This window comes from Bradyrhizobium sp. KZN70725 (assembly GCF_055264925.1).
In genome coordinates this window covers 73,561-86,365 of sequence record NZ_JBUYWT010000021.1, presented here as the reverse complement: position 1 = coordinate 86,365, position 12,805 = coordinate 73,561, and the positions used below count along the sequence as shown (strand labels likewise).

The 12,805-nt window shown below is 65.3% G+C and carries 12 protein-coding genes; 6 read left to right on the top strand and 6 right to left on the bottom strand.

The window, feature by feature from the left end:
• Window positions 1–15 precede the first annotated feature (15 nt).
• Window positions 16–717: a fumarylacetoacetate hydrolase family protein gene (locus ACZBJS_RS21215; protein WP_463439106.1), complete on the top strand. Its 702-nt coding sequence runs from the start codon at window positions 16–18 to the stop codon at window positions 715–717.
• 67 nt (window positions 718–784) lie between these two features.
• On the opposite strand, the gene ACZBJS_RS21210 is transcribed toward ACZBJS_RS21215, so the two are convergent.
• On the bottom strand, window positions 785–1,009 hold the full coding sequence (locus ACZBJS_RS21210) for a hypothetical protein (RefSeq protein WP_168855041.1): 225 nt from the start codon (window positions 1,007–1,009) through the stop codon (window positions 785–787).
• 209 nt (window positions 1,010–1,218) lie between these two features.
• Here ACZBJS_RS21210 and ACZBJS_RS21205 point away from each other — a divergent pair, with 209 nt between their 5' ends.
• Complete coding sequence (locus ACZBJS_RS21205) at window positions 1,219–1,491, top strand: hypothetical protein (protein WP_463439105.1); 273 nt, start codon at window positions 1,219–1,221, stop codon at window positions 1,489–1,491.
• 89 nt (window positions 1,492–1,580) lie between these two features.
• Here the strand turns inward: ACZBJS_RS21205 and ACZBJS_RS21200 are convergent, their stop codons facing one another.
• The 4 genes from ACZBJS_RS21200 to ACZBJS_RS21185 all read right to left on the bottom strand — a co-directional run bounded on the left by ACZBJS_RS21200 (window position 1,581) and on the right by ACZBJS_RS21185 (window position 7,243).
• Window positions 1,581–1,958, bottom strand: coding sequence for an SPW repeat protein (locus ACZBJS_RS21200; protein ID WP_092089518.1), 378 nt, complete (start codon window positions 1,956–1,958; stop codon window positions 1,581–1,583).
• Between the two features lie 18 nt (window positions 1,959–1,976).
• Window positions 1,977–3,341: an MFS transporter gene (locus ACZBJS_RS21195; protein ID WP_283070192.1), complete on the bottom strand. Its 1,365-nt coding sequence runs from the start codon at window positions 3,339–3,341 to the stop codon at window positions 1,977–1,979.
• Window positions 3,342–3,608: 267 nt separating this feature from the next.
• Window positions 3,609–5,291 carry a gamma-glutamyltransferase gene (ggt, locus tag ACZBJS_RS21190; RefSeq protein WP_463439104.1) on the bottom strand — a complete coding sequence of 561 codons (1,683 nt, stop codon included), beginning with the start codon at window positions 5,289–5,291 and terminating at the stop codon, window positions 3,609–3,611.
• A 254-nt stretch (window positions 5,292–5,545) separates the two neighbouring features.
• On the bottom strand, window positions 5,546–7,243 hold the full coding sequence (locus tag ACZBJS_RS21185; RefSeq protein WP_463439103.1) for an NAD-dependent malic enzyme: 1,698 nt from the start codon (window positions 7,241–7,243) through the stop codon (window positions 5,546–5,548).
• Window positions 7,244–7,568: 325 nt separating this feature from the next.
• Here ACZBJS_RS21185 and ACZBJS_RS21180 point away from each other — a divergent pair, with 325 nt between their 5' ends.
• Window positions 7,569–7,724, top strand: coding sequence for a hypothetical protein (locus tag ACZBJS_RS21180; RefSeq protein WP_016843659.1), 156 nt, complete (start codon window positions 7,569–7,571; stop codon window positions 7,722–7,724).
• A 90-nt stretch (window positions 7,725–7,814) separates the two neighbouring features.
• On the opposite strand, the gene ACZBJS_RS21175 is transcribed toward ACZBJS_RS21180, so the two are convergent.
• The gene (locus tag ACZBJS_RS21175; RefSeq protein WP_141342913.1) at window positions 7,815–8,744 is read right to left on the bottom strand and encodes an aspartyl/asparaginyl beta-hydroxylase domain-containing protein; all 930 of its coding nucleotides are present in this window, start codon (window positions 8,742–8,744) and stop codon (window positions 7,815–7,817) included.
• A 354-nt stretch (window positions 8,745–9,098) separates the two neighbouring features.
• On the opposite strand from ACZBJS_RS21175, the gene ACZBJS_RS21170 reads away from it, so the two are divergent.
• The 3 genes from ACZBJS_RS21170 to ACZBJS_RS21160 are packed head-to-tail and all read left to right on the top strand — an operon-like array spanning window position 9,099 to window position 12,800.
• Window positions 9,099–10,301: an ABC transporter substrate-binding protein gene (locus tag ACZBJS_RS21170; protein ID WP_463439102.1), complete on the top strand. Its 1,203-nt coding sequence runs from the start codon at window positions 9,099–9,101 to the stop codon at window positions 10,299–10,301.
• A gap of 10 nt (window positions 10,302–10,311) precedes the next feature.
• Window positions 10,312–12,039 carry an FAD-dependent oxidoreductase gene (locus ACZBJS_RS21165; RefSeq protein WP_463439101.1) on the top strand — a complete coding sequence of 576 codons (1,728 nt, stop codon included), beginning with the start codon at window positions 10,312–10,314 and terminating at the stop codon, window positions 12,037–12,039.
• The gene (locus ACZBJS_RS21160; RefSeq protein WP_463439100.1) at window positions 12,036–12,800 is read left to right on the top strand and encodes an SDR family NAD(P)-dependent oxidoreductase; all 765 of its coding nucleotides are present in this window, start codon (window positions 12,036–12,038) and stop codon (window positions 12,798–12,800) included. The genes ACZBJS_RS21165 and ACZBJS_RS21160 overlap by 4 nt, the downstream gene beginning before the upstream one ends.
• Window positions 12,801–12,805 lie beyond the last annotated feature (5 nt).

The window sequence follows — 12,805 nt, the reverse complement described above, 5'->3', positions numbered from 1 at the left end:
CTCCGGGACCCGTTCATGAACGCCGCATCCACCGTCATTCCGCTTCCCCCGCAGCCCTCGCTTCCCGTCGTCGGTGAATCCGGCACCTATCCGGTCCGCCGCATCTGGTGCGTTGGCCGCAACTATCTCGAGCATATCAGGGAGATGGGCAATGACGAGCGCGCGCCGCCATTCTTCTTCGGCAAGCATGCCGACATGCTGGTGCCCGACGGCGCGACCATCCCCTATCCGCCGCTGACCAAGGACCTGCATCACGAGGTCGAGCTGGTGGTGGCGATGAAGAGTGGCGGGCTGAACATTCCCGCCGACAAGGCGCTCGAGCATGTCTACGGCTATGCCGTCGGCATCGACCTGACCCGCCGCGACCTGCAGATCGCCTCGCGCAAGAAGGAGCGGCCCTGGGAGATCGGCAAGTCGTTCGACTATTCCGCGCCCTGCTCGGCGATCCAGCCGGCCGCGAAGATCGGCCACCCGACCGCGGGCAAGATCTGGCTCGCCGTCAACGGCAAGGAAGCCCAGAAGGGCGACCTCACCGAGCTAATCTGGAACGTGCCTGAGATCATCTGGCAGCTCTCGCAGCAGGTGAAGCTCGCCGCCGGCGACATCATCATGACCGGCACGCCCGCCGGCGTCTCGCAGCTGCAAGTGGGCGACAAGCTCGAATGCGGTGTCGACGGCGTCGGCAAGCTCGCGGTAACGATCGGCAAGCCGGAATAACCGCCTCAGGAACGAGGCAAGGCCCAAAGCCCCGGACCTCGAGTCCGGGGCTTTTTGCTGTGCGCGGTCAGCGCATCGTGCCGGGCATGCAGGGCGGCTCGGTGAAGGGGGCGGTCGCGAACGATCCGACCTTCGGCGCGCGCACACAATCGGTGGTCTTGCTGCTGACCGTCGTTGTCGTCATCGAAGCATTGGCGCGCCGCACCGCAGCGTTGTTGCCGGCGGCGGACACCTGGGCCGAACAGGCGGCTGCCGCAACCAGCGCAAGCGCCGCGAAGGTCAATTTGGTCATGGGATTTCTCCGTACGGTGGGTGAAGCCGACCTAGCTCGGCTCCTGTGATCAAAGACCGCGAGCGCCCCGAAATTATTTCATCACGCGCGATCACCGCGTCGCGAGCGCCCGATCACATCGGATGGAGCGGGGAATACCGGAGCGACCGGGGCACTCCATGTCATCAAGGCCGCGCGCAAAACGCGGCGACGACGGTATGGAGGTTTTCATGATCGATCTTCAACGACCCGGCGTACGACTTGGCTTGGCTGCGATTATGTCCGCGGCAATGGCGACCGCTTGCTTCGCACAGGCGGCGGTCCAGCAGCCCCGCGCCTACGCGTCAAACGAAACCGCGAGCAGGCCGTGGTCGGCGCCGGTCGGCCATCGCCAGCCGCGCGCCGCCGATGTTCCGGCGACGACATCGACATCGCAGCAGGTCATCGATCAGGAGGACGCGATCGTCGACCGCAAGATCAAGGGCATTTGCCGCGGCTGCTAGAGCATGATCCGGAAAAGTGCGAAGCGGTTTTCCGAGCAGGTCATGCTTAAAGACAAGGAGCCACACCTCGGTCTCGCCAGCGGCGGATCCTACTGCCTTTCGGCGGCGTGCGGCGCCGCCGGGCCGAAATGCGTCTTCTCGTATTCGAGCCACAGCTCGAGCAGCGCCATGAACGCCACCACCGCGCCGGCGGCGATGGCAAAATGCATCGCGCGGGTATGCGCGAAGCCGAGCAGCCAGGGCGAGACGATCAGCCAGCAGCCGACGACCAGGTTGATCCATTCTTCCCAGATCGAGAACGCGACGATCGCCGCCAGCGACATGATCGCGATCGCCGCGCCGCTGATCCTGAGATCGATCGCCGCGGTCGGATTGGCCTGCACGAACAGCCACGGCGCAGCGAGCAGAAAAATTGCTGCGATGAGGTTATAGAGATCGAGCGCGGATTCTTTTCGCCACTTCATCATCGATTGCTCCCTTGCTACTCAAACCCGCTGCTGATGCGCCTCGGGCGCATTGATGTCCCTGCCCGTGTAGTCGGTCATCATCGCGGTCGCGACCAGCGTGATGATTGCGCAAGCCGCGATATAGGCCGCGATCGCGGTCGCCGAATGGAACGTGCCGAACAGCCAGGTCGCGATCAGCGGTGCCGGACCGCCGGCGATCACGGAAGCAAGCTGATAGCCGAGCGAGGCGCCGCTGTAGCGCAGGCGACCAGTAAAGCTCTCTGCGATCAGGGCCGCCTGCGGGCCGTACTGCATGTCGTGCGGAATCAGCGACAGGAAGATCGCAAGGAAGATGATCGTTTCCGATCCGGTGTTAAGCATCGCGAAATAGATGAAGCCGAACACGCCGGTCACGGCAGCGCCGATCATGTACATGTTCTTGCGGCCGATCTGATCGGAGATGTGCCCGCACAGCGGGATCGAGACGAACGACAGCACCGAGGCCGCGAGCACCGCGGTCAGCAGGAAGTCACGCGAGACGTGCAGCGTTCCGACGCCGTAGGAGAACACGAAGGCGGTGAAGATGTAGAACGGCGCCTGCTCGGACATCCGCGCGAAGGCGGACAGCAGGATCTCCTTCGGATGATCGCGGATCACCGTCAGCATCGGCGTGCGGTCGAGCTGACGCTCGGCCAGCAGCTTGCTGAACACAGGCGTTTCCAGAATGCCGAGCCGGATGTAGAGGCCGACACCGACCAGGACGATGCTGAGCGCGAACGGAATGCGCCAGCCCCACGACAGGAACTGGTCGCCCGACATCTGGCTGAAAGCCAGCACCGCGAGATTGGCGAGGAACAGTCCGCAGGGCACGCCGAATTGCGGCCATGACGCGATCAGGCCGCGGGAGCGATCGTTGCGCGCCCATTCCATCGACATCAGCACCGAGCCGCCCCATTCGCCGCCGACGCCGACGCCCTGGATGAAGCGCAACACGGTCAGGATCACCGCACCCCAGATGCCGATGCTGGAATAGGTCGGCACCAATGCGACCGCCGCGGTCGCCAGTCCCATCAACAGCAGCGTCGCGATCAGCGTCGACTTGCGGCCGATGCGGTCACCATAGTGCCCGAAGATCGCAGCCCCGATCGGCCGCGCGACGAAGCCGACCGCATAGATGGCGAAGGCCTCGAGCGTGCCGACCCAGGGATCGGAATGCGGAAAGAACAGTTTTGCGAAAACCAGGCCGGTGACGGTGCTGTAGAGAAAGAAGTCATACCACTCGATCGCGGTCCCGACGGTGGAGGCGATCACCGCACGGCGCATCTGCAGCTGATGCTCGGATGGTGTGAGCCGGTTGGCGTCGAGGCCGGGGGTCAGACCAAGCGTTGGGCCAAATCTTGCCATGGGGGTGTCTCCCTCGCACAGCCCCCCGACGGATATTGACTGTGGTTTGTTTGAGCACGAACGATAACGCGCGCCGGAAAGTTCCACCGGGATGGACCGTCGAGGCTTGAACTTTAGTCGGCCTTCAGTCGGCCACGGCGAGCGACGGATCGCAACGCGTCGAGGGCGTCGTCCGCCACCGCTCGCCCACCGGGGGGACCATGCTTCGCAGATGGCTGCCGGATTCGGCAGCCGCCGGGCGGCTTCGTCAATCTGCCGCGCTTCGTCTCATGACAGCCCGAGCGCCCGCCCGTCGCTGCGCGGATCATGCGCCCCGGTGATGCTTCCGTCGGCGTCGATCCGGATCGCACCCGGATGTCCCGCGAGCGGGCTCTGGGCCGGTATCGGACTGATTTCGTGGCCTCGCCCGGCGAGCGCCTTCAAGACCTCTTCACCGGCATCCTTCTCCAGCTTCAGGCTGTCGCGCGCATCGGAGAACGTCTTGCCGAGCAGGAAGCGCGGTCGCGACAGCGCGGTGAGCGGATCCATGTTGTAGTCAATCAGCCTGGTCAGCACCGCCGCGAGCGTCTGCGGCTGGCCGTCGGCTCCCTGCGTGCCGTACAGCAGATGCGGCCGTCCGCCCTTGAGATAGATTCCCGGATTGAGCGTGTGGAACGGCCGCTTGCCTGGCTTGAGGCAGTTGGGGTTCGCCGGGTCGAGGTTGAACGACGCACCGCGGTTGTGCCAGATGATGCCGGTGTCGCCGGCCACCATGCCGCTTCCCCAATCGTAGTAGACGGTTTGCAGCATGCTGACGCAATTGCCGTCCCGGTCGGTCGCGGCGAGATAAACCGTGTCGCCCTTCTTGAACACGTGCGGCCACGGCATCGCCTTCTCGAGGTTGATCGCCTTCGCGCGCGCGTCGAGGTAGCTCGCCGAGAGCAGCTGATTGACCGGAACGTCGACGAATTCCGGATCGCCGATGTAGCGGCTGCGGTCGATGAAGGCCTGCTTCACCGCTTCGACCAGCAGGTGATAGTAGTCCGCGCTCCCTTCCGGATATTTCGCGAGCTCGAAGCGGTCGAGGATACCCATGATCTCGAGTGTCGTGAGACCCTGCGTCGGCGGGCGCAGCCCGAGCAGCTCGCCGCCGCGATAGCCGACGCGCAACGGCGTCTCGTCGCGCGCGCGGCAGCGTGCCAGATCGTCGGCGGTCAGCGGCGAGCCGATCTGCTTCAGTCCGGCCGCAATGCGCGCGGCGAGCTTTCCTTCGTAGAAATCACGCCCGCCGTTTGCCGCCAGCATCTCCAGCGATTTCGCGAGTTCAGGCTGGACCAGCGGCTCGCCGATTTCAGGCATCCGGCCGGCGGGCATGAAGATGCGCTGGATGTCGGGCCAGTCCTTCAAGTTCTTCGCTTCCATGTCCTGCCAGAAGCGCTGCGACGGCGTGACCGGGAAGCCCTTGCCGGCGTATTCGATCGGGCGCTCGAACAGCGACGCCCAGCTCTGCTTTCCGGCCCAGGACTTGCGGCTGAAATCGAACGCCTGGTCCCAGACGTCGACGGTCGTGGCCGCGGTCAGCGCCGACCCAGGCCCCCGGATCGGGACCGAGCCGCTGTAGTTCGGCAGGTTGAGCGCAGCCTGACCTGCACCGGACAGCGTCCGCACATTTCCCTTGCGGTCGCTGATCACCATGAAGCTGTCGCCGCCGAGGCCGCTGAAATGCGGATAGGTCACGCACAGCGTGGCACCGATGGCGATGACCGCCTCGATCGCATTGCCGCCCTTGCGCAGCACCTCGAGCCCTGCCTGCGTGGCAAGTTCGTGCGGGCTCGTCACCATGCCAGTCTTCGATCGCGCCAGCGCGCCCGTATTGTCGAGGGCCCGGAGCGGTCGCGGCGCCGCCGCGGCGACCGCCGTGAGCATGGACCCGACCAGCAACTCCCTGCGCGACATGCCAAGATTGGCCATTCGACTTCCCTCCCCGTTTCCTCGTTGTGTCGACGTTGTGCGATCACGGGCTGCGGACACCGCGACGTCCAAATCCCCGAAGGACCGCCACTGGCATTTGGCATACCAAGATTGAAGAAAATTCTTACTTCGGTCAAGCCCGTTGAGAAGGCGTAAGCGAGGTCGAGCCCATCCTGACCCGATCATGATGGTCATAAAATCGATGCGGGGCCGCGCGCGGCCCGGAGGATCGCCCCGCACCGACGCGCCGAGCTCTAAGCCCGATCGCTGCGGCGGTACGGCACGTAGCGCGGCGTCCAGACCTTGGCGTGAATCCGCGCCTCGACCTGGTCGATCGGAACGTTGCTCGCCAATCCCTCCTTGTGCGCCTGCAGCGCGACCGCAAGCGCCACGGTCTGCGAGACGTCGCGCAACGCGCTGACCGGCGGCAGCAGATTGTGCTTCGGGTTGTCGCGCGCCGGCGAGACGCTGGCCAGCGCCTTGGCGGCGGCCATGAACATGCCGTCGCTGACCCGGCTGGCACCGACCGCGAGCGCGCCGACGCCGACCCCCGGGAAGATGTAGGAGTTGTTGGTCTGGTCGACCTTGAAGCGCGCGCCGTCGCGCATGATCGGCGGGAACGGGCTGCCGACACCGATCAACGCCCGCCCCTCGGTCCACGCCTCGATATCGACCGGCGTCGCCTCCTCGCGCGAGGTCGGGTTGGACAGCGGGAAGATCACCGGCCGCTTGTTGCACTCGGCCATCGCGCGGACGATCGGTTCGGAGAACGCGCCGGCCTGCCCGGAGACGCCGATCAGCACCGTCGGCCTCGCGTTGCGCACGACGTCGAGCAGCGCGATCTTGTCGGGATGGCTGAGCTGCCAGCTCGCGATCGCCTGCCTGTCCTGCACGAACGGAAGCTGGAACGGGGCGAGCCCGCCCATGCCCTGGAGCAGCAGCCCGTCGCGGTCGACCATGAAGAAGCGCTTCGCCGCCTCGCTCTCCGACAGGCCGGCATCGACCATCGCGGCGCGGATCAGGCTGGCGATGCCGCAGCCGGCCGAGCCTGCGCCCAGCACGGCGACGCGCTGCTCGGTGAGCGGCACGCCGGTGACGTTGATCGCGGAGAGCAAGGCGCCGGTCGCCACCGCCGCGGTGCCCTGAATGTCGTCGTTGAAGGTCAGGAGCCGGTCGCGATAGCGCTCGAGCATGCGCGTCGCGTTGTTCTTGGCGAAATCCTCCCACTGCAGCAGGACGCGCGGCCAGCGCTTCACCACCGCCGCGACGAAAGCCTCGATGAAGTCGTCATAGGCCTGGCCGCGGACGCGCTCGTTGCGCCAGCCGACATAGAGCGGATCGGCGAGGCAATCGGGATTGTCGGTGCCGACGTCGAGCATGATCGGCAGCGTCGTCGCCGGATGCAGGCCGCCGCAGCCGGTATAGAGCGCGAGCTTGCCGATCGGGATGCCCATGCCGCCGGCGCCCTGGTCGCCGAGGCCGAGGATGCGCTCGCCGTCGGTCACCACGATCGCCTCGACGTGATCGAAGCGCGGATGGGCGAAAATGCGGTCGATCCGGTGCTGATGTGGGATGCTGAGGAACAGCCCGCGCGGCTTGCGGAACAGCCGACTGAATTTTTGGCAGCCCTCGCCGACGGTCGGCGTGTAGACGATCGGCAACAGCTCTTCCAGGTTGCCGACCAGGAGCGCGTAGAACAGCGTCTCGTTGGTGTCCTGCAGCTCGCGCAGAAAGGCATAGCGCTCGATGTCGGTCTCAAAACCGCGCAGCGCCTCGAGGCGGCGCGAGACCTGCTCGTCCAGCGTCAAAATATTGGGCGGCAACAGGCCATGCAGGTCGAACGCCTCGCGCTCGGCCTCGGAGAACGCCGTGCCCTTGTTCAGCTGCGGATCGGCCAGCAGCTCGTAGCCGCTCAGCGCAGTGGTCGCAAAAGCTCCTGATGACTCCGACATGGCAAGGTCCCCTCAATGCGAAACGCCAGATCGGACGTTATCACGCCCACGTAACGGATCGGAGCGCGAAGGCGCGCCGCCGCGCAAAGTTGAACGGCCCCGACGCTGCGGCTGCACCTCCTGATCGACACCAACATACCTTGGTATAGCCCGCCTGATTCCTTGTGATGGCCCGTGCTTACGCCCGTACAGTTGAGCGATGGCGAGAGATTTTTACACTCGCGGCTACTCCAACGTGATCAGGATCACTGCTCCGAGCCGTCAATCGCAAGACTGTCACGCGTGGCAGGTGTCGACTGGAACGCGGGTTTCGAGGACCACTCAGATGATCGTCAACATTCAGAAGCTGAACGGCCTGTGGCACCTGATCGTCGGGTCGTGCAAGATCCGAACTCCGTTCCTGGAGACCCAGGACAGGGAGTGGGTCGTCGCCTATGCCAGGCGAATCTACCCTGGCGCCAAGGTTTTCGAGCGCGACTGACGCTGTTCCGCCTCACAGCTCTCGTCCCAGACAAAAAGCCCTGGAGCATGCTTCGGGGCTTTTGCTTCCAACGCGGCAACGCCGCCGCGGTCAGTGCAGCGCCGACATCACGATCAGGCCGAGGATCAGCGCGGTCGCGGAATATTTGAGCGTGTAATACACGTTCCGATTCCACTCCTTCACCTTGCGGCTGGCGAGATGGATCTCGTAGAGCTTGCCGAACACCTTGTTCAGCGCGCCGACGTGCTCGCCGTCAACGTTCTGGGTCGCCGACGCCTTGACGATGTTGTGGCTGACCCAGCGGTTCATCGCCGTCATGAAGCCGAACTTCATCGGGCGCTCGACGTCGCAGAACAGGATGATGCGGTTGACGTCGGTCTTGTTCTCGGCGCTGTGGATGAAGGTTTCGTCGAACATGAAGGCCTCGCCGTCGCGCCAGACGCATTCGACGCCGTCGACGAGGATGCGGCACTGGTTCGAGTTCGGCGTCACGAGGCCGAGGTGATAGCGCAGCGAGCCGGCGAAGGGATCGCGGTGCGCCCCGAGCTTACCGCCCGGCGGCAGCATCGCGAACATCGCGCCATGCACGTTCGGAATCGAGTTGAGCAGCTCCACCGTCTTCGGGCACAGCGTCCGCGCCGACGGCAGGAAGTCGTCGTACCATTTCAGATAGAAGCGCTTCCAGCCGCTCTTGAAGAAGGAGTAGAAGCCCCAGTCGTTGTTCTTGGCCGCGGCACGGATGAAGCCTTCGTCGAACAGGCGCGTGGCCTCGTCCCGGATCGTCTCCCAATTGTCGGAGAGCTTCTTGAGCTCGGGAAACTGCTCAACCGGAATCACCGGCGTGTTGGGCACGGCGGAGCCAGCATACATCAGCACATTGTAGGGCGCGAGGTAGGTCGAGTGATCGCCGAGCTGGCGAGCGAAGCGCAACCGATGCTTGCCGCGGAAGTGGACGTAGAGCGTAGAGGCCACCAGCACGTAAAGAATGACGAGCTGCGGCGCGAAGAGCTGTCTCAACATGATCCGTCTATGATCGCTGCCCGCCGACGCCCTTCATGCCCCGCCCCGCAGGAGCCTTGCCCTTCACGGGCGGCCCAGTCCGGGCGGCGAGACGCGTCGCCGTCCGCGAAAACTCCCCTGTTTCATAGTGACTTGGCACTGCGGCGCGGTCTGGCAAATGAGCCGGAATCGTTGCCGCGGTGCCGTCCCGGACGAGCCAATGTAAGCGTTCGCTCACCAAATGTGAAGCATCGCGCCGCACTGGTGCCAACCTTGTGACACTATTCACACACCTAATTCGCCATTGACAAACTGATTAGACAATTCCTAATCCTGAGATGACCCGCCGAAGAACGCGGACGTCCAAAGGGAGGAATGATGAGACAGTTTCTGGCGGCAGCCATTGTCGCGGTGATCACCACGGCCGCTCACGCCCAGGTTTCCGACGACGTCGTGCGCATCGGTGTGCTGACCGACCTGTCGAGCTGGGGACGCGACAATTCGGGCCCGGGCTCGGTCGAGGCGGCCAGGATGGCGGTCGAGGAATTCGGCCCCACCGTGCTCGGCAAGCCGATCGAGATCATCTCCGCCGACCACCAGATGAAGACCGATGTCGGCGTGCAGATCGTGCGTGGCTGGTTCGACAACGGCAAGGTCGACGCCGTCGTCGACATCCCGAATTCCGGCATCGCGATCGCCGTGCACAACATGGTGCGCGAGCGCAACAAGATCGCGCTCTTGTCCGGTCCCGGCGCGAGCTCGCTGACCGACGAACTGTGCAGCTCCAACACGGTGCATTTCGCCTACGACACCTACGCGCTCTCCAAGGTGACGGCCTCGGCCGTGATCAAGGAAGGCGGCAAGTCCTGGTTCTTCGTCACCGCGGATTACGCCTTCGGCCAGCAGCTCGAGAAGGACGCGACGCGCTTCATCAACGAGATGGGCGGCAAGGTGCTCGGCAGCGTCAAGCATCCGACCAACACCGCCGACTTCTCCTCCTTTGCGCTGCAGGCGCAGAGCTCGAAGGCCGACGTGGTGGCGTTCGCCAATGCCGGCCAGGACACCGACAATTCGATCAAGCAGTCCGGCGAGTTCGGCCTCGTGCAGGGCGGCCAGAAGCTGGTCGGCCTCTTGATGTTCGATACCGACGTGCATGCGATCGGCCTCAACGCCGCGCAGGGCACCTACATGACGACGGCGTCATACTGGAACATGGACGAGAAGACGCGCGCCTGGTCGAAGAAGTTCTACGCCCGCGCCAATGTGATGCCGACCATGATCCAGACCGGCGTCTACGGCTCGGTGCTGCATTATCTCAAGGCGATCCAGGCCGCCGGCACCGACGATCCGAAGGCGGCGATGGCCAAGATGCGCGAGCTGCCGATCGAGGACACCTTCGTGCATGGCGGCAAGCTGCGCGAGGACGGCCGCGTGATCCGCGACATGTATCTGGCGAAGGTGAAGAAGCCTTCGGAGTCCAAGGAGCCGTGGGATTATCTCGACATCGTCAAGACAGTGAAGGGCGAGGATGCCTATCGTCCGATCTCCGAGTCGAAGTGCCCGCTGCTCAAGAAATAGGATCGATCGCGTGGCCAACGAACAAACCCAGGAAACGTATCATTGCGACGCGCTGGTCGTCGGCTCCGGCTGCGCCGGGCTGTCGGCGGCGGTCACCGCCGGCCATCACGGCCTCAAGGTCCTGGTGGTCGAAAAGGAGCCGCGGTTCGGCGGCACCACCGCGCGCTCCGGCGGCTGGCTGTGGATCCCCGGCACCTCGCTGGCCAAGGCCTGGGGCATCGAGGAGAGCCCCGATCAGGCCAAAACCTATCTGCGCCACGAGGCCGGCAACAGCTTTGATGCCGCGCGCGTCGATGCGTTCCTGACCGAAGGGCCGAAGGCGGTCGAATTCTTCACCACCAGCACCGCGGTGCGCTTCGACATGCCGCTGACCTTCCCGGACTATCATGCGGAAGCGCCGGGCGGCGCGCAGGGCGGCCGCTCGATGGTGACGCGGCCGTTCGACGCCCACGAGCTCGGCGACGCCCTTAAGAATCTCGGCAGCCCCCTGCCCGAGCTCACCGTGTTCGGCATGATGCTCGGCTCCGGCAAGGAGATTGTGCATTTCATGCGCGCGACGAGATCGCTGACCTCGGCGGCCTATGTCGCCAAACGGCTGTCGAAGCACGCCATCGACGTGATGCGCAACGGCCGCGGCATGACGCTGACCAACGGCAACGCGCTCGCCGGACGGCTGGCGAAATCCGCCTTCGACCTCAAGATCCCGCTTTGGCTCAACTCGCCGGTGCGCGAATTGATCGTCGAGAACGGCGCGGTGCGCGGCGCGGTCGTCGTGCGTGAAGGGCGCACGATCCGCGTCAACGCCAAGCGTGGCGTGGTGCTCGCCTGCGGCGGCTTCCCGCATGACGTCGCGCGACGGCAGAAGATGTTTCCGCACGCCCCCACTGGAAAAGAGCATTATTCGCCGGGCCCGACCGGCAACACCGGCGACGGCTTGCGCCTTGCGGAATCCGCCGGCGGCCGCGTCGACGACTCGCTGCCGAACGCCGCGGCCTGGGTGCCGGTCTCGGTCACGACGCGCAAGGACGGCTCGAAGGGCGTGATGCCGCATTTCATCGATCGCGCCAAGCCGGGCGTGATCGCGGTGATGGCCGATGGCAGGCGCTTTGCCAATGAAGGCAATTCCTACCACGACTTCGTGCAGGCGATGATCAAGGCGGCGAAGCCCGGCGAGGAGATCGCGGCGCATCTCATCTGCGATCACGAGACGCTGCGCAAATACGGCCTCGGCTGCGTGCCGCCGCGCCCGATGCCGCTCGGCCATCATCTGAAGACCGGCTATCTCAAGCGCGGCGCGACGCTGACGGAGCTCGCCGCGCAGGCCGGCATCGACGCCAAGGCGCTCGAGGCGACCGTCGCGGAGTTCAACACCACCGCGGCGGAGGGACGCGATCCCGCCTTCGGCAAGGGCTCGCGCGCCTATAACCGCTACCAGGGCGATGCGCTGCACGGGCCCAATCCCTGCATCGCGCCGATCCAGCACGGGCCGTTCTACGCCATCAAGATGGTGATCGGCGATCTCGGCACCTATGCCGGCATAAGGACCGATGCCAATGCCCGCGCGCTCGACGCCGACGGCCGGCCGATCGCCGGCCTCTATGCCGCCGGCAACGACATGGCGAGCATCATGGGCGGCAACTATCCCGGCGCCGGCATCACACTCGGGCCTGCGCTGACCTTCGGCTACATCGCGGGCAGGCACATCGCCGGCGTGGCGGCGGAAGGAAGCGCGCCATGAGCGCAATGGCGACTCTGCTCGCAGGCAAGCGCGCGCTGGTGACGGGCGCTGCGCACGGCAACGGTCGCGCCATCGCGCTTGGCCTCGCGGCGCATGGCGCGGACGTTGTAGTGACCGACATCGATCGCGCCGGCGCCGAGCAAACCGCGGCCGACATTCGCCAGCACGGCGGCGCGGCATGGCCGTTCGAGCTCGATGTCACCGATGCGGAGGCGTGCTCCGCGCTGGCGCAGCGTGCGGCGCGCGAGGTCGGGCCGATCGCGATCCTGGTCAACAATGCCGGCATCATCATCCGTGAGGGCATCGGCTCGCCCCGTGCACGCGAGAATTGGCGGCGGGTGCTCGACGTCAACCTGACCGGCACATTCAACGTCACCCACGCCTTCCTGTCGGCATTGCGCGAGACGCGCGGCACGATCATCAATCTCGGCTCGATCGCGTCCTTCCTCGGCGTTGCCGATACGCTGGGCTATGCGCCGTCCAAGGGGGGCGTCAAGCTCCTCACCCAGGCGCTCGCCCGCGAGCTTGCCGCCGACGGCATTCGTGTCAATGCGATCGCGCCCGGCGTGATCGAAACGGCGATGACCGAAGCGACCCGCAACGACCCGGGCCGGCTCGCCGGATTTCTGGGCCGCACACCGCTCGGCCGCGTCGGGCAGCCGGAGGAGCTGGTCGGCCCGGTGGTGTTCCTCGCATCGGAGCTGGCATCTTATGTGAACGGCGTGACCATGCCGGTCGACGGAGGGTTTCTCGCCGTATAAGCACA

What these genes read in the sequence shown, in the direction of transcription:
- ACZBJS_RS21215 (WP_463439106.1), top strand. Translation starts at nt 16, where the DNA reads ATGAACGCCGCATCCACCGTCATTCCGCTTCCCCCGCAGCCCTCGCTT.
- ACZBJS_RS21210 (WP_168855041.1), bottom strand. Translation starts at nt 1,009, where the DNA reads ATGACCAAATTGACCTTCGCGGCGCTTGCGCTGGTTGCGGCAGCCGCC.
- ACZBJS_RS21205 (WP_463439105.1), top strand. Translation starts at nt 1,219, where the DNA reads ATGATCGATCTTCAACGACCCGGCGTACGACTTGGCTTGGCTGCGATT.
- ACZBJS_RS21170 (WP_463439102.1), top strand. Translation starts at nt 9,099, where the DNA reads ATGATGAGACAGTTTCTGGCGGCAGCCATTGTCGCGGTGATCACCACG.
- ACZBJS_RS21200 (WP_092089518.1), bottom strand. Translation starts at nt 1,958, where the DNA reads ATGATGAAGTGGCGAAAAGAATCCGCGCTCGATCTCTATAACCTCATC.
- ACZBJS_RS21185 (WP_463439103.1), bottom strand. Translation starts at nt 7,243, where the DNA reads ATGTCGGAGTCATCAGGAGCTTTTGCGACCACTGCGCTGAGCGGCTAC.
- ACZBJS_RS21195 (WP_283070192.1), bottom strand. Translation starts at nt 3,341, where the DNA reads ATGGCAAGATTTGGCCCAACGCTTGGTCTGACCCCCGGCCTCGACGCC.
- ACZBJS_RS21180 (WP_016843659.1), top strand. Translation starts at nt 7,569, where the DNA reads ATGATCGTCAACATTCAGAAGCTGAACGGCCTGTGGCACCTGATCGTC.
- ACZBJS_RS21160 (WP_463439100.1), top strand. Translation starts at nt 12,036, where the DNA reads ATGAGCGCAATGGCGACTCTGCTCGCAGGCAAGCGCGCGCTGGTGACG.
- ACZBJS_RS21175 (WP_141342913.1), bottom strand. Translation starts at nt 8,744, where the DNA reads ATGTTGAGACAGCTCTTCGCGCCGCAGCTCGTCATTCTTTACGTGCTG.
- ggt (WP_463439104.1), bottom strand. Translation starts at nt 5,291, where the DNA reads ATGGCCAATCTTGGCATGTCGCGCAGGGAGTTGCTGGTCGGGTCCATG.